This window comes from bacterium (assembly GCA_026708055.1).
Taxonomy (GTDB): domain Bacteria; phylum Actinomycetota; class Acidimicrobiia; order Acidimicrobiales; family CATQHL01; genus VXNF01.
Window position 1 is genome coordinate 1 of the sequence record JAPOVS010000004.1, and the last position, 15,131, is coordinate 15,131.

The following is a 15,131-nucleotide window of genomic DNA, read 5'->3' on the forward strand; positions in this document are numbered from 1 at the left end:
GAGGCTTGCTAACCTCACCAGATACCTCCGACGAACTTCCGGCTCAGGACACTAGTAACTCGTTACACTTTCCTAGCATCCAAGGTTCGATTGCGGGGCGGGTCGCCGATCGCGTCGCGGAGTTGCCGGAGCGGTCGTTTGTGGCGATTCGCGACGTAGACGGGTCGCTCAGCGCTGTTGAGTCGGCGTTCTCGCGCTTGGCTGCCGCCGGGGACGTCTTGCGTATCCGCAAGTATCTGTACTGGAAGGGGGCCACGACGGAGTTGGGCATGTCACCGCCCAGGGTCGAAGAGGTTGCTCTCGAACTCGGCGGGCCAGGCGCCGGACCCGCGGGGGTTGCGGCTGCACATTGGTTGGGCCTCACGTCGCAGGTGCCTTCAACGTTACTGGCGGCGGTGCCTGGCCGAGCTCCAAGTCCCTGCCCGGGAGTGCGTTTCACACAACGCCCAATCGATCGGCTGCTCCGTTCGCTCACGTCGGCCGAGGTGGCAGTGCTGGAGGTCCTGCGCGCTGGTCCCGCCGTCGTCGAGATCCCCTGGGAGGAACTCCCCGACGTGATCGCCGGGCTGGCGGCTTCGGGCAGCGTGCGCCTCGATGTCCTGGACGAAGCAGCAGCCACCGAACCGCATCGCCAGGCCCGCGCACGGTGGTCCGAGATCCGGGCACACCCAACGCTGACGCACAGCAGCCGCCGCTACACGAACGAGGCCATCCTGCTCTAAGCGGTCGCGGTCAAAGTCAAGTCCAGCTGCTCGATTCTGAGAGATTCGTTGATCATGCTCGACATACCCACGTCACTAGCGAGCGCTGATCAAATCGGTGCGGATCTCAACGGTCCGCCATTCGCAGGGAGCACCCGATGCGAATAGGCGTAGAAGGCTCCGGCGCGTGCTCTGCGCAGCGCACTCACCGGCAACCCAGACTTCGTCCAGCCCCTGGAATCTGATGGCGTCGATCGCCGCCGAGCGCCACGGCTGATCGCCCGGTGCGAACACCTCCTCAAGTTGCCATGCCGCCGGTCGGCTGTCCATCACGATGACGAGCCACCTCGGGCTCGGATAGCCGCGTAGTTGACCTCGCTCGGTCTTGGACTTGATTCTCTCCTGCACCGCTTCGACCAACTCGTCCACCGCTTCGGCCCAGCCCGCGTCTACCACCGCGACCCACGTCCGTATCCCGCCACCGGTGTCGCCTCCAGAAGGATCGCACTTGGCCACATATACAGAGTTCCAGTCTGGCCAAGCCGACCCGGCAAACTCCCGAAGCGGCTTCCCCAGCATTTCGTCAGCCTCAAGGTCCTGAGCCTCGAGGTTCTGGAAGACGGGCACTAGGTGATCAAGCAGAGCCTTGATATTCCGCCGGCGTTCCCGCGCCTCGCCCGAGTGGTCCGCCAGTACCACCCACCACTCACAAGCCAGTTCGGCCCTCAGCCACTGCTCGCCGTCGAACGAGTCGTACAGACGCCGCGCCGCCCCGTCTGTACTCATGGTGATTTCGACAGCGACGGTCCGACCGTCGCTTAGCTTCAGTTCGAGGTCTGGGGTCGGCTCACGGTCCTCAGGCAGCCAGCGGTGGCTAACGACGCTTTCAACCGCCCCGATCGTCTCGAGCGCGAATTGCTCCTCATCGCGCGGCTGTCGACTCCTCGCACCCATCGGCTTGAATCCTCCTTGAGTGCAGGTCGTCACGCGCGAACTCGCCCGCGGGCCGATCTCCGATCGTGAGCCGCTCGCCCTCGCGCTCCGAGACGCCAAGCGACAGCACCGAAGACGAACGCCAAGAAGAGCATCCAGGCCACGCCGAACGGAGTTCCGTTCTGCAGGCCATAGGTCAGGGCCGAGAGGACAAGCAGCGCACTGAGCACGTAAAGCGCGACGCGGATCCCGCGCCTGATGCCGGAAGCCGGTTTCGCTCCCGCCCCGGCCGGCGCCAGAGACGCCGAGGTGCCGGTGGGGGTGGGTGCCGCCGGCATCGCACGATCGCCATCTCGCTCCGGCACCCAGAGGTAGGTGCGCGGAGTGCCGACCTGCCGCGCGACAGGCAACGAGGGCAGCATGGGATGTCGCCACTTGGCAGCGGAGGGCGTGTTCCCCTTGGCCCTGTTGCAGTAGTCATGCGCCATTTGCAGGTTGTCGACGTGATGCAGCATCGATTCGAGCGTTCGCCCCGCGCGGGCGGAGCCCCTGGAGAAGTCAAAGAGGCCGAACTTCTTGGGGACGACGTGTTCGACCTGGCCTTCGGCGACCGGCAGGGACAGGCCGCAGAGACCGCACCTGCCCTCGTCCCGCGAGGCGACGTAGGCGAGAATCTCCGCACGGTCCCCACGATCCCAGCGGCCGGTGGATGGATGGGGACGCAGCGCAGCAGCACGGCGGCGAAGCACCATCGCATCTCGGGAATGGCGGAAGGAGTGGACGAACGGGTCGAAGCCGTAGGAGCGCTGCGCCCTCGGTGCGCGACGGGTGTGGCACCACGAACAGACGGGTCGGCGGGGCACGAGGACCGCAACCAGGAGGTTGTAGATGACAACCACGAGCCCTTCCCATGCGGGGCCCCGACGAACGGCCAGCCGCCACGCCGCAAAGGGCTTCGCCAGGTGGGTGGGCTCGTGCCCGCACCGCGAACATGTCGCAGTGGCTGCAGCGGGCATGGTGACTCCTCTCGCCAGTTCGACACGACCCTATTGACCCGGTGTGACAGTCATGAGTCCCCCGAGTTGCGTCGATCGGCGCCGGCGGCACAGGCTGAGTGGCGCACTCCGATGACGTCAGGGGCTTGACCGAAGGAGGGCCGATGGCCGTCGAAATGGCGATCTGGCGAATGACCGACGACGGGCCGCACCCGTTGGTGTCGTCGCCGCTGGACTCCGAGCAGCGCCTCGAGGACATGATCGCCGAGGATCCCCGCATGAGCGGAACCGATCTGCTCATCATCGCCAGGCAGGTACCCACCGGGTTCGGGGGATTCATCGACCTCCTCGCCCTCGACGCCGAGGGGCGCGTCCACGTCCTCGAACTCAAGCGTGACCGCACTCCTCGGGACGTCGTCGCCCAGGCGCTCGACTACGGGTCCTGGGCGAAGGATCTGAGCCTCGAGGAACTGGAGCAGATCTACCAAGACAACGGAGAGGGCGAGACGCACCTCGACGAGGCCTCCGCCGAGCACTTCGGCGGTCCGCTGCCCGACGGCGCCGGGGCCGACCAGCAGTTCACGATCGCGGCCTCCGAGCTCGACGCGACGTCGGATCGCATCATCGAGTCCCCTGCGGAGCCCGCCGACGCGCCGATCAACGCCGTCCTCTTCGGCCACTTCGCCGACGGCGGCCACGAGCACCCGGCCCCGACGTGGCTACTCGATCCCCACCAGGTCCAGGACAAGGCGGCTCGACCGTCGCGCCGCAAGCTCCGCCCATGGAACGGCCGGGACTTCTACGTGATCCTCGGTCGGGCCGAGCCGGGCGATCCCCGCTGGCCGATCGCCCACAAGTACGGCCTCCTCAACGCCGGCGGCGGATCGTGGTATTGGAAGCCGCTGCGCAACCTCGAAGGGGGACATCGGGTGTTCGCCTACGTGAGCGGAACCGGCTACATGAGCATCGGCCGCATCACCGGCAAGGTGATCCCCGCACGAGATGCCGAGGTCGAAATCGAAGGCCGACCTCAACCGCTCCTCGATCAGCCAGATGTGAGCACGGCGTGGAAGGAGGGCGCTGCCTCGGAAGACTCCAAGGTGACCGAGATGGTCGTGCCCGTGGAGTGGCTAGCCGCCCGGCCCGTCGAGGAGGCCTTCTGGGAGCAGGGACTCTTCGCCTCGCAGGTCACCGCCTGCAAGCTCCGCGACACCCACACAATCGAGACCGTCGAATCGGCATTCGGACTCAACCCCGAGGTCAGCTAGCTCGGGCGGTGCGCGGCTGAGGAACCCCATTGGGGGTCTTCGACTACCAATGTGACGGAAGCGTCAGTCGCCGCGGTCGTGTAGCCGGGCGCCTGACGGGATCAGAAGGCCTCATTCCCAACTCATCACTGCTGGCGAGGTCCCGCTGCTCCCGCCGGCGTTAGCTAACACTGAGGTTCTGAGTGTTGGATTGATCCGACCCAAGACTTGCGCAGGGTCCCCGGCCGCCATGTATTTCTACTAGCTTAGGTGAGCTATGAGCCCACAGGATCACCAAGACAGCGTACCATTCCCCGAGTCCCTCAAACAGGAATCACAGCTCAAATCCTTCTTGGAAGATGGCACCTACTGGACCGAGGTGTATCTATACGAAGGTCTCGCTGGGCGGGGGTTACATGCTGCGTTCACTCCTATCGCTTTGCGTGGCGAAGTGCTCGAACGCGAGATTTGGGAGAGCGCGATCGGCGATGGAGGGCCCGGCTTTGTTGTGTCTGGGGGTGACCAGATCGATTATTATCGACATGGCTGTCGTCACGATGACGCTCTACCAATTGTAATAAAGCATAGCAACTACGGAATTGGCCAACCAGTGCTGCCCGAAATTATTGAGGAATTCCGCCACCTAATGGAACTACGCCCTAACTTGGATCACACAGAATTCTACAGGCTGATGCCTGACGGAACCTTGGATCCAGCTGCTCTGGTATCTGAATCAAGCGTCAGAATACGCACCAAGTACCTTCGACAGTATCAGGCCGCCAGGCAGTTGGACCTTGTGCGCTACATTGACTCGAGAGTCTGGGAGATCGGAAATCACACTGCGGGCTTCACTGCGACATATGGCACTGATCTACGCGAGATCGTAGGACCAGACTATCGATTTCGCCTGTGGCCCTACTACGGTCAACCTCATCTCTTTCGCGACGCGACTGTGACCTTGCTCATGGGCAAGCGAGTCATCCCTGCACCTCCACGAGAAAAGGCGGGTATGTGGCCGTGGAATGAGCATGAAATAGAAGACTACCAGGACTTCAGCATCGGTGAAGATGAACTTGGAACGCCCATTACTCACACCTGCGATCCAGATTGTCTGGCGAACCATTTTGGCGCCAATCCTGGTGCTCCGCACTACCTGACGCCGGTATGGTTTCGTCCGGAGGTTCTGCAGAAGTACTATGCAGACTCCGAGAAATACGAAGTTACTGACGGGAACCTGTCGTGCGGCGCGCTCTGGAGCGTCCATATCGACAACGACAACAGCGACGGCTTCGTCATGGTTTGGTTGGGAGACCTAGGTGTGTAGTACGGGGAGGTTGTTCCCGATGGTGGAGGCTGGGGTGTTCCAGTTGAGCGCTCCGTGGGTTCGGTGGCAATTGTAGTAGTGGAGGAAGCCGCGGTAGGCGTCGGCGCGTTCGGTTTCGCTGGCCCAGGGGCGGATGTAGGCCCATTCTTCGAGGAGGGTGCGGTGGAAGCGTTCGACCTTGCCGTTGGTCTGGGGCCGGTAGGGGCGGGTCTTCTTGGGTTTGGCGCCGGTGCGCCGGCAGGCCCGGTGCCAGGCGCGGCTGCGGTAGCAGGGCCCGTTGTCGGTCAGGACGCGTTCGCAGCGGACGCCCCAGGCGGCGAACCAGCGCTCGGCGCGCCGCCAGAAGTCCGCGGCGGTCTGGGCGCGCTCGTCGTCGTGGATCTCGCTGTACACGAGGCGGCTGTGGTCGTCGAGGGCGCTGTGGAGGTAGCGGTAGCCGGCTTTGGCGCCGGGCGTGGGGGCGTTGCCTCGTCCGTGGTGCCGCCAGCCGCCGCCGGGGGGGATGCCCGGCAGCTTCTTGACGTCCACGTGGATCAGCTCACCAGGGGTTTCGCGCACATAGCGCTGCGCCTTCGCGGTGGCGCGGTCGCCCCGGTCGAGGCGCCCCAGGCCCGCCTCGTTGAGGATGTTCTGCACCGTCGAGGGCGCCAGGCCGGTCTTGTGGGCGATCCAGGCGGCGCCGCGGCGGCGCTGGGCGCGCAGTTCGGCCACCCTGGCGCGCACCTCCGGGGGTGTGCGCGTCGGCGAGGAGCGAGGCCGGCTGGAGCGATCCGCCAGGCCCCCGGGGCCCTCGGCGACGTAGCGGTCGCGCCACTTGCGCGCCGTCTTGGCGCTGACCTGGAACCGCTCCGCGGCCGCCGCGACCGGCCAACCCTCATCGAGCATCGCCGAGACCATCTCCCGGCGCTGGCGAACCGTGAGCCGCGCGTTGGCGTGCTGTCTAATCTGTGCCATGAGCCCTCCTTGCGAGCTTTGAGCAGTCACTTGCCCACAGCATCGCTCGGAGGGCTCACCCCAACGGGGACCCCTCGATCCCCTCAACCCAGGGACAACCTCCCCGGTTGTCACACCTAGGACGAGATATTCCGGCCAGAGAGCGTCACCACTGGAAGGCACACAACATCATCCTTCCTAGAGTCGGAAGTTCGACAGCGATCAAGCGGCAAATACTTGGACAATGGGCTGATCCGGAGTCACCAGCATTCGTGTTCAAGCAGAAGTATGCTCTGTTCCAAGACATGTGGAAGGAACAGTACAACTGGGATCTGTTTCGCGAACTCACAGGACCAAATTCACACGCATTCGAGCGGATTCGGACTCCATTAGGCGGCACGGACAAGGAATTCGAGGACATCCTCAAGGACCTACATCTCGTGCTAGTTGAATCCCTGAACTCGAAACAGCTCAAGATGATCGTATCTGGCGATACCAAGTCAACGAAGTCAATATCTCTACTAGAACGGTGGCTTGAAGAACTCAACTACCCGCCTCTTGCACTTGAACGTGACATCGGCTTCTTACGAACACTCAACGAAGTTCGCAGCCTCAGTTCGCATCTACGTAGCAGCGATCATGAGCAAAGACTCTGCGAGTTGGGAGTCACGGAAGACCGTATTGCCACGATAGATAGATACTTTCTACAGTCTATAGAGATGTTCAATGGCCTTCAGAGCTTCTTCAGCATAACTGATGGAAGTTAGTTGACTCTTCAGAGATTAGCCGGATTGTCCGGTCGGTTCAATTTGCGCAGGGCCGGTTGTTCCAGGTTAGGCCGCTGCTCTCGTCGAGCTTGGGTGGATTGTCAGGGTCCGCGCATGCTTCGTCGAGTTGATCTTGGGTCAAGCCGATAGGCGGGGACTTGCTGGTGGACTCGTTCTCGAGTGATCCGCTCAGGTCGGCGCCTGACAAGTTCACTCTGGTGAATCTGGCGTCGACCAGTTTGGTCGAGAACAGGTGCGCCTTCGACAGATTGGCATCCAGCAACTGCGAGTGCGATAAGTCGGTTTCCACTAGGAGGGCACTGGTCAAGTCGGCCTCGGGAAGATTGGCGCCCGACAAGTTCGCGCCTTGCAGATTACAGCCGCTCAAATTCGCGCTGAGCAATATTGAGTTTGAGAGTTTTGTTCCTATCAGAAGGGTCTGACTGCTGAAAATCGCGTTGTTCCGTTCGACGAAACTGCCCTTCCGGCTGGTTATCTCGGCAAGGTCGTCACCTCTGACGATCCAAGGACTGGAGAAATCGGTGTACTGCAGCTCGCACCGGGACAGATCGGCATGCATCAAGTCCGCCCCCCAAAATCTGCTGCCTCTCATGTCGATTCCCGAGAGATTGGAGTCGCGAAGCTCCAGCCTGACCAAGTTTGCTCGGCGGAGGTCCGGAACATAGCGGGCATCGGACTCAATCTTGGTGTGTTGGTCTGTGCGGCTGCCGATGACCTCCATCGCAGCCTGGACATCCGGGTGCAGAGGTTGACCGCAGGGGTCACTGCGCGGTACGGAGCCCTCGTCGGTTTCGTGAGGAGGGAATCTCACGAACGCGCATAGCATCCTCATCGTCCTCACGTGGAACTGGTCGAGGTCGTGCCTCGTGAGGTTCTGCAGTTCGTAGATGGCGCCCAAGCGGGCGGACATGCTGTCGCTGCTCAGCCGTTCGCTTGCACTGGCGTACTGGTTGTGCCGTCTCTCCTCACGGTCTCTGTGCTCTGTATACGACAGCGTCTTATAGTTGAGATCGAGGGCGTCACGGGCTGTTCGAAGGTTGTCCCGCGATGTGCGCGCCTCGCGCTCCGCGACCTTGATACGCCTCAACGTGAGGTAGATCGCGACAAGCGGCAGGAAGATCAGGCTGAAGTTCCGAAGCGTCGCTCCGTTCGACTCGCCCCCGTTCGTGTGCCCTAGCCAATCCCAGACCGACAGGTGCCAATCCCAATAGGCGCTCCCCACAGCGAGGACGACGAGAACGGCCGAGAACAGGTACCTCTCCCGGAATCTACGTATCGAGTTCCGCATGGCCTCTACCGGCACTCTCCGCCGAGAAGTTCGTACTTCTTGCGAGCCTTGCCCGACGAGTCCCACGCTTTCCGATAGGCATCGGACGCCTTATGAGGATCAGCCTTGAACGCTGACAGCCAGCCATCCTGAATCCGGACGACGTCCGGCTCGTGGAACTGCCCGCCGCAGAATCCACAGACGTACCGCATAGAACCGAACGGCGAGATGGGCAGCGCTCCGACCGCTAGGTCGCCGGTTTCAGGCCATATGCCATCCTCGCGCTCCGCGAAACCGACTGTGACATATGGGGGCCAATGCAGTTCGAGGCTTCGGCGCGCCGTATAGGCCGACCAAATCGCGAGGACCGCTACAGGAATACTCACAATGCCCAGCGCCGACGCCAGTGTGCTCATTAGTCCTCCAGCGAGATCTACGCCACCCGCAATCCGTCAGACCCGATCGCGCGGCGGAAACGGATCGTTGGCGGGTGGGATCGTGTCCGAGTCGCGGATCCTGTTGTCGCGGCCGTGGATCACCAACTCGCCACCACCGTCGTTCTTCAGGATCTCTCGTGCCCGGTCGATCGCCGCGCTCTGCGTGGGCTCCACGGCGCTGGCCCGGGACGCATGTGGCTTGATCACCTGCCAGTCGCCGTCAGGACGCCGAGTGACGTGTCTCTGGTTTCGGTTGCTCATGATGATTCCCTTTCTCTGAATGACGGCGACACTGCCGCGGCCGAGAACTACAGCAACGTAACTTCGGTCCAGAATATTCCTACCCTGCCCGCTGGAGACCTGCAACGCCGATTCTCGATCACGACGCCGACGGAGTCGACAGACTGTGCTTCGGCGGTCGCCCCAATTTGTCCGACTCCTGATGCGCACCGCCACCCGGCTCGTGTGCCCGCCAACGTTGCGCGACCTGTGTCGCACGCAGCACCTACGCTCGCGGGCGGTTTGGCGGGAGAACCGGTCACGGAGAGCGACGGCCACATGCAATTCAGGGAGGGGCAGCGCATCCGCCTGCCGGGTGATGGCGACTATCGCGAGGTCGACGGGGCGATCCCGCAGGGCGATGGGTCGTGGACCCTCTTCGTCAGCGGCCCTGCCGGCCTGCAGAAGGTTGAGCTAAGCGCAACCAAAGCTGCTGCCGTCGACGTCCTCGACACTGATGGCAAGGCCGACTCGGCGATGGTGCTGGCTGGGCTGTGGGCAGAGTGGATGCGCCGGGCCGCGGCAACGTCCCGAGGGTCGGCGCTGGCGACTGTGCCGCTGCAGCCGTATCCGCATCAGGTGGCCGCCGTGTATGAGGCGATGCTGCCGCAGGTGGGTCTGCGGTTCCTGCTGGCCGACGAGCCGGGCACCGGCAAGACGATCATGGCCGGCCTGTGGCTGCGAGAGGCTCAGCGCCTCGGATTCGTCAATCGGGCGATCATCGTGTCCCCCGCTCACCTCGTCACGAAGTGGCAGGCCGACTTCGAGCGGTTCTTCGGTGGCGGCCTTCGCCGCATCACCGCCGGGACAGTCCGCGAGGAAGCGCTCGCCACCACCCACAACACGTGGATCGTGTCGCTCGAACTGACAGCGGTGAATCAGGCGGTCTACGAGGCCATCCATCCCGACCGGGCCGGATTCGACACCGTGGTCTTCGACGAGGCTCACCGCCTGACACCCACCGCGGTCCAGTACCACCGCGTCGGCAGGATGCTCGCCCACAACACGAAGCGAGCGCTGCTCATGACCGCCACACCTCACCGGGGCAGTGAGCGGCTCTTCCGGTCACTCATGCATCTCGTAGATCCCGAGGTGTTCCCCGAGCCCGGCGAGGCCGACAGCGACGCTTCGCATCAACTGCGGCCAGGGCGGCTGCACTTCCTCCGGCGCATGAAGGAAGAGATCGTGGACCTCGACGGCGCCACGAAGCTGTTCAAACCCCGGGAGGCCCGGAACGTCGCCGTACCCCTGAACGCCACCGAGCGGGCGTTCTACGACGAGGCCCTCGATCTTGTGGATCGGTTCTTCCCGCCGGTCGCCACGACGCTGGCAAGGATGGTCTACGGCAAGAGAGCGTCCTCGTCGCTATACGCGCTGGCCGAAACGCTCCGTCGGCGACGGGACAACATGGGCGGCGAGAACCCAGCGGACGCCGCCCACCGGATCGACCCTGAGGACGAGGATGAGGCCGCCCAGGACGAGGCCCGCGTCGTAGCTGAGGCGTCAAGGTCGGCCCGGGAGGAGAAGAAGACCATCGGCGAGATGCTCGCTCGCCTCGACCGGATCCTCAACAACCCGGATGCCGCAGTCTCGAAGTGGCCCAGGCTGATCGAGGAGTGCCTGGCGCCGAACGGCATCACTCTTGGCGCGGCCCAACAGCTGGTGGTCTTTACAGAGTACGCCGACACCGCGGACTGGCTCCTGGCGAGGTTCCACAGAGCCGGCTTCAGCGCCAAGCGGTACTCGGGCCGCGACACGCACGCCGAGCGCGACACGATCCGGGCGGAATTCGCGGCGGGTGAATTCCAGGTGATTGTCTCCACCGACGCGGGCAATGAGGGCATCGACCTGCAAACGGCGGCGGTACTCGTCAACTGGGACATCCCGTGGTCGCTGGTGCGCCTCGAGCAGCGCATGGGGCGCATCCACCGGATCGGCCAGCGCGAGAAGGTGTGGCTCTACAACCTGGTGGCGACCGACACACGCGAGGGCGAGGCGCACGCCCGCCTCCTCGAGAATCTCGTGACGGCCGCAAACGAACTGGACGGCAAGATCTTCGACAGCCTCCGGCTCGTCGCCGAGGCCGCCCTGGCGGAGGCCGGGATCGACAGCCTCGAGAAGCTGCTGCAGCGCACCTTCAAGACCGACGCCGCCACCGATCCAGCGCTACAGGCAATCCGACAGGTGACAGCCGAACGTCTCCGGCAGATCCACGAGGAACAGCGCCGGGCGGAGTCCCATCTCACGACCGCAATTGACACCGAGGCCGCGCTGGCGACTCTCAACGATCAGCGGCTTGATCGAATCAACCCGCATGTCGTGGACCGATTCCTCCGCCGCATCGACGCGGCCGGCTTGGTTGGCGCCGAACAGACCGCCTTGGCTGATGAGGGTTTCTGGTACGTCACCAGCCAGAGTCTCGCTCTGCCGCCGGCCCTTGAACCTGACGAGGATGGCCAGGCGCTGGTGGTCACGAGCGGCGAGGCTCGGAAGAAGGCGCAGGATGCAGGGCACGGGCGGGCCGGTGCCGCCGTTGCCCTGGGTCCCAGCGAGTCGGCGTTTCGAGCGTTGGCCGACACTGTCTCCGAAAGGTGCCGCCCGACGCTGTACCGAGGAGGGCTGCTGCGCGACACCACCTCAATCACCGACTACGACCTCCACGTCTACGCCTCTGAGACCGAGACGGGCGGGCGTCTGACCGATTGGGGCTGCCTCATCCGGCGCGACGAGGTAGGAGCGCGCCCGGTCTCCTGGGAGATGCTCTCCTGCCTGGAACAAGTAGAGGGCACCGCCAACAGACAACACCCGGCATCGGTGGCGGACTCCGGCGTGGCAGCCGGACGGATACTCGAGAAGGATCTCGATCAGCTGAACAACGCGCTCGCCGGCTGGGGTGCCCGAGCGCGCCACCACCTCGAGCGCCTCCCCGACAGCCTCACTCGCGACATCAAAGACGCCGACGAGCGCCGGGCCCGCCGCAAACATCTGCAAGGGGCCGTCAACCTCCGAATTCGCCAACTCGCTGCTTCGACAAGCGCAACGTCGGGTCCACTGCGCCACGTCGGCTGGTGCCATGTCACGGGAGGGGGCATCCCGCCTGAGCCCACAGAGAAGGACAGCGAGGCCGTGTCCATGGCTTTCGTGCGCGACCTGCTCAACATGGACGGCTGGGGTGTGACAGATGTGCACACCGCTGGCGAGGGGTTCGACCTGCTGGCCCGGCGCGGCCATGAGCAGCGGTGCGTCGAAGTCAAGGGTGTCTGGGACAGCGCATCCAGCCGGGGCATCACATTGACCGGTAATGAGATCGTCAAAGCCGGGCTCCTCGCCAACGATTACTGGCTCTATGTCGTCGACGAGTGCCGTCAGGGCGGGAAACTCTTTGCTGCCTATCAGAACCCTGCCGCAGTGTTTGCCGATGCAACTAAGGATGTGACCGTGGTGCGGATCAAGGGTTCGGCTCTCGCGGCCGCGCGTGGGGAAGGTCAAGCCGAATGACTCGCATGATCGAGCGCTGGTTCCCCTGCGCGGAGGTCACGGCCAACTCCAAGTCCGGTTGGGGTTCGGGACGCTCCGAGAAGACGCTTTTCACCTGGTTTGCGGCCCGTCCGCTCGCTCAGGCGAAGGCCGCCGTGATCTGCTCGCTGCTGCCGTGGCCCACCGACGTGAAGGAGCAGGAGCGCCTCTGCACGCTTGTGCGCAAGGCAATGGAGGGCCGGGACGCCGGCCATAGTGAACTCGTCGAGGAGTTGGCGAGTCACTACCCCGACGGTGCATCCCTGCTCGACTCGTTCTCGGGACGGGCCATGATCCCGCTGGAGGCCGCCCGGCTCGGCGTGAAGGCGTGGGGCATCGACTACTCCCCGGTCGCCAACCTTGCTGGCACGCTGCTGGCCGACTATCCGCTGCGCGACTGGTCCGGCGAGCCGCCGCTGCCGTTCGAGGGTTACGAACAGTGGGCCACCGAGCACTTCACCGAACCGCGGCTGCTGCGAGACGTGGGCTTCGTGCTGAATCTCGCCGACAAGCGCTACGAGGCCGCCATGGACGAGTTCTACCCAGTCGTGGACGGCAAGAGGCCCTGGGGCTATCTGTGGGCGGTCACGGTGCCGTGCGTGGGCTGTGGGCGGCGTTTCCCGCTAGTGGGCAGCGTCGAGTTGCGGCGCCCGGACGCCAGGAGGGGCGATCCGGGGCAGTCGTACCGGCTCGTGGCTGACACTGGTGCGGGCACGTTCCGCGCCGAGGTGCACGATGGGCCGCCGCACGCGTCCGCCACGCTGGTGAGGGCGAAGGGCGGCGGCCGCGGCAAGGCGGCCGTTTGCCCATTCTGTGCCCACGTCCACGCCTTCGACGTCCACACCCGACTCATGAGCGACGGACTCGCTGCCGACTCCCTGCTGGTCGTTGCCGACCGGGATGATCAGACCCGCACGCGCTATCGGGCACCAGTCCACGAAGAGCTTGTGGCAGCCGAAGCGGCGGAGGAGGCGCTTCGATCCGAACCCGACTTCGGTTCAGGCCTGCCCGCGGTGCCTGATGAGAAGGCCGCGGGCACGACCGGTCCGCGCAGCTACGCCAAGTACGGCTACCGGACGTTGGGTGACTGCTGCAACCCGCGCCAGACATTGGGGTTCGTGCGTCTGGCAAGAATCATCGATCGTGTAGCCGGAGACTTGCGGAAGGGGGGCACCTCCAGTGACTACGCAGCAGCACTGTGCGGCTACGCCGCCGCGAACCTTGTCCGGCGGATCAAGTACAGCACGCGAGGCGGACAACTTCAGATCCCTGAACAGGCCATTGCCCACATCTTCCGCGGTGGACCCCCGGTGCCGTTCGGAACCGACTACATGGAGACTGGTTGCGCGGAGGGTCCAGCAACGTGGCCATCCTTGGCGCGGTGGGGGCTCGCATCGCTCCGAATTCAGCTTGAGCGCCCTAATGGTCGTCCCGCTATCGTCCAGCGCGGTAACGCTATGGGGTTGCCCGTCCCCGACGGCACGGTCACCGCGGTGGTTACGGATCCACCGTATGACTCTATGGTGGAGTACTCGGACGCCTCGGACATTCTCTACGTCTGGCTGAAGCGCGCCTTGGCCTCGTCGCATCCCTGGTTCAGCGTGACGGCACACCCGAACGGTCTGCAGGAGAAGACCGATGAGGCCGTCGTGAAGATGACCTGGCGCAACAGCGGCGATCATCGAACACCCGATCACTACGACCGCAGCATCACACAGGGGTTCACCGAGGCCCGCCGCGTGGTCGCCGCCGGCGGTGTGGTGACAATTATGTTCGGCCACGACGACCCCGATGTGTGGCAGCGGCTTCTCGCCGCGATAGGTGAGGCCGGTCTGGTGCTCACCGGCTCGTGGCCTGCACGCACCGAGTCGGGTGCCCAGCTGGGCAAGGTGAACATCGAGACGACGCTCACGCTCGCGTGTCGCCCTGCTTCGGCGGATCGCCCGGTGGGTCGGGTCGTGGAGGTCGATGCCGAAGTGCGCCGCGAGATCGAGGCTCGTGTCCCGCTGTGGGAGGAGGCTGGTCTGGCGCTGCCTGACCAGCGGATGGCCGCGTACGGGCCGGCGATGGAGGTCGTGGGCCGCTACAGCCGGGTGCTGGACAAGACGGGCCAACCGGTGGATCCCGCCCGCTTCCTGCCGCTGGCGCGGCTGATCGTGCAGGAGATCGCCGCGATCCGCATCGACGGTCTGCCGCTGGAGTCCTTCGACGTGCGCAGCATGTTCGCTCTTTCGTGGGCGCGCCAGAACGGTCGCTCGCCTGCGCCCGGCTCGGAGCTTCGCTGGGAACGCCTGACCCATCACCTCGACGAGTCGGCTGCCGGCGGGCTCGTGGTGAAGGACGGCAAGGGTTTCCGCTTGGCGTACGCGTCCGAGAGCGACCCGGAGGCCAAGCCGGAGTCGCCGGTGATCGACGTGGTGTTGGCAGTCGCCGTCGCCGGCAGATCGGTGAGCGCGGTCTCGGAGCTTCTGGCCGTCTCGGGGCGCGCCGAGGATCCGTTCGTTTGGGCGGCGATGGCCGAGTTGTCCGGTCTGCTGGGCGAGGCCGACCGCGACGGCGAGGTGTGGACCTGGGTGGTGCGGAACCGTGCCGCCGTTACCTCTAGTTCGCAGTCCATCGAGACCGCGCGGGCGGCGAGGCGGGAACGGCGCGCCGTCGAATCGCAACAGGGGGAACTCTTCGACCGCGGGCTCGGGATATGAGCATGTCGC

Annotated in this window: 12 protein-coding genes; 6 read left to right on the top strand and 6 right to left on the bottom strand. The window is 64.6% G+C overall.

Features of this window, described 5'->3' with window-relative positions:
* Positions 1–485: 485 nt before the first annotated feature.
* A complete protein-coding gene (locus OXG55_00200; protein ID MCY4101679.1) occupies positions 486–722 on the top strand; it encodes a hypothetical protein in 237 nt (78 codons plus the stop codon).
* A 75-nt stretch (positions 723–797) separates the two neighbouring features.
* Here OXG55_00200 and OXG55_00205 read toward each other — a convergent pair whose 3' ends face one another.
* Positions 798–1,655 carry a hypothetical protein gene (locus OXG55_00205; GenBank protein MCY4101680.1) on the bottom strand — a complete coding sequence of 286 codons (858 nt, stop codon included), beginning with the start codon at positions 1,653–1,655 and terminating at the stop codon, positions 798–800.
* 29 nt (positions 1,656–1,684) lie between these two features.
* A complete protein-coding gene (locus OXG55_00210; GenBank protein ID MCY4101681.1) occupies positions 1,685–2,650 on the bottom strand; it encodes an HNH endonuclease signature motif containing protein in 966 nt (321 codons plus the stop codon).
* A gap of 143 nt (positions 2,651–2,793) precedes the next feature.
* On the opposite strand from OXG55_00210, the gene OXG55_00215 reads away from it, so the two are divergent.
* Both OXG55_00215 and OXG55_00220 read left to right on the top strand, forming a co-directional pair.
* Positions 2,794–3,897: an endonuclease NucS gene (locus OXG55_00215; protein ID MCY4101682.1), complete on the top strand. Its 1,104-nt coding sequence runs from the start codon at positions 2,794–2,796 to the stop codon at positions 3,895–3,897.
* Between the two features lie 256 nt (positions 3,898–4,153).
* A complete protein-coding gene (locus OXG55_00220) occupies positions 4,154–5,200 on the top strand; it encodes a hypothetical protein (protein MCY4101683.1) in 1,047 nt (348 codons plus the stop codon).
* Here OXG55_00220 and OXG55_00225 read toward each other — a convergent pair.
* Positions 5,189–6,154, bottom strand: coding sequence for an IS481 family transposase (locus tag OXG55_00225; protein ID MCY4101684.1), 966 nt, complete (start codon positions 6,152–6,154; stop codon positions 5,189–5,191). The two genes, OXG55_00220 and OXG55_00225, sit on opposite strands and share 12 nt — an antisense overlap.
* Positions 6,155–6,405: 251 nt before the next feature.
* Between OXG55_00225 and OXG55_00230 the strand changes: the two genes are divergently transcribed.
* Complete coding sequence (locus OXG55_00230) at positions 6,406–6,900, top strand: hypothetical protein (protein MCY4101685.1); 495 nt, start codon at positions 6,406–6,408, stop codon at positions 6,898–6,900.
* A 37-nt stretch (positions 6,901–6,937) separates the two neighbouring features.
* Here OXG55_00230 and OXG55_00235 read toward each other — a convergent pair whose 3' ends face one another.
* Genes OXG55_00235 through OXG55_00245 form a run of 3 tightly spaced genes read right to left on the bottom strand, consistent with a single transcriptional unit; the run spans position 6,938 to position 8,886 of the window.
* On the bottom strand, positions 6,938–8,209 hold the full coding sequence (locus tag OXG55_00235; GenBank protein ID MCY4101686.1) for a pentapeptide repeat-containing protein: 1,272 nt from the start codon (positions 8,207–8,209) through the stop codon (positions 6,938–6,940).
* Positions 8,210–8,214: 5 nt separating this feature from the next.
* Positions 8,215–8,604, bottom strand: a complete 390-nt coding sequence (locus OXG55_00240; GenBank protein ID MCY4101687.1) for a hypothetical protein — start codon at positions 8,602–8,604, stop codon at positions 8,215–8,217.
* 36 nt (positions 8,605–8,640) lie between these two features.
* The gene (locus OXG55_00245; protein MCY4101688.1) at positions 8,641–8,886 is read right to left on the bottom strand and encodes a DUF2188 domain-containing protein; all 246 of its coding nucleotides are present in this window, start codon (positions 8,884–8,886) and stop codon (positions 8,641–8,643) included.
* Positions 8,887–9,183: 297 nt separating this feature from the next.
* Between OXG55_00245 and OXG55_00250 the strand changes: the two genes are divergently transcribed.
* Both OXG55_00250 and OXG55_00255 read left to right on the top strand, forming a co-directional pair.
* Positions 9,184–12,402 (top strand): helicase-related protein, encoded by a 3,219-nt coding sequence (locus tag OXG55_00250; protein ID MCY4101689.1) that lies wholly within the window; start codon positions 9,184–9,186, stop codon positions 12,400–12,402.
* A complete protein-coding gene (locus OXG55_00255) occupies positions 12,399–15,122 on the top strand; it encodes a DUF1156 domain-containing protein (protein MCY4101690.1) in 2,724 nt (907 codons plus the stop codon). Before OXG55_00250 ends, OXG55_00255 begins: the two co-directional genes overlap by 4 nt.
* Positions 15,123–15,131 lie beyond the last annotated feature (9 nt).

Coding starts and splice junctions, on each gene's coding strand:
- OXG55_00205 (MCY4101680.1), bottom strand. CDS start 1,655: ATGGGTGCGAGGAGTCGACAGCCGCGCGATGAGGAGCAATTCGCGCTC.
- OXG55_00210 (MCY4101681.1), bottom strand. CDS start 2,650: ATGCCCGCTGCAGCCACTGCGACATGTTCGCGGTGCGGGCACGAGCCC.
- OXG55_00215 (MCY4101682.1), top strand. CDS start 2,794: ATGGCCGTCGAAATGGCGATCTGGCGAATGACCGACGACGGGCCGCAC.
- OXG55_00220 (MCY4101683.1), top strand. CDS start 4,154: ATGAGCCCACAGGATCACCAAGACAGCGTACCATTCCCCGAGTCCCTC.
- OXG55_00225 (MCY4101684.1), bottom strand. CDS start 6,154: ATGGCACAGATTAGACAGCACGCCAACGCGCGGCTCACGGTTCGCCAG.
- OXG55_00235 (MCY4101686.1), bottom strand. CDS start 8,209: ATGCGGAACTCGATACGTAGATTCCGGGAGAGGTACCTGTTCTCGGCC.
- OXG55_00240 (MCY4101687.1), bottom strand. CDS start 8,604: ATGAGCACACTGGCGTCGGCGCTGGGCATTGTGAGTATTCCTGTAGCG.
- OXG55_00245 (MCY4101688.1), bottom strand. CDS start 8,886: ATGAGCAACCGAAACCAGAGACACGTCACTCGGCGTCCTGACGGCGAC.
- OXG55_00250 (MCY4101689.1), top strand. CDS start 9,184: ATGCAATTCAGGGAGGGGCAGCGCATCCGCCTGCCGGGTGATGGCGAC.
- OXG55_00255 (MCY4101690.1), top strand. CDS start 12,399: ATGACTCGCATGATCGAGCGCTGGTTCCCCTGCGCGGAGGTCACGGCC.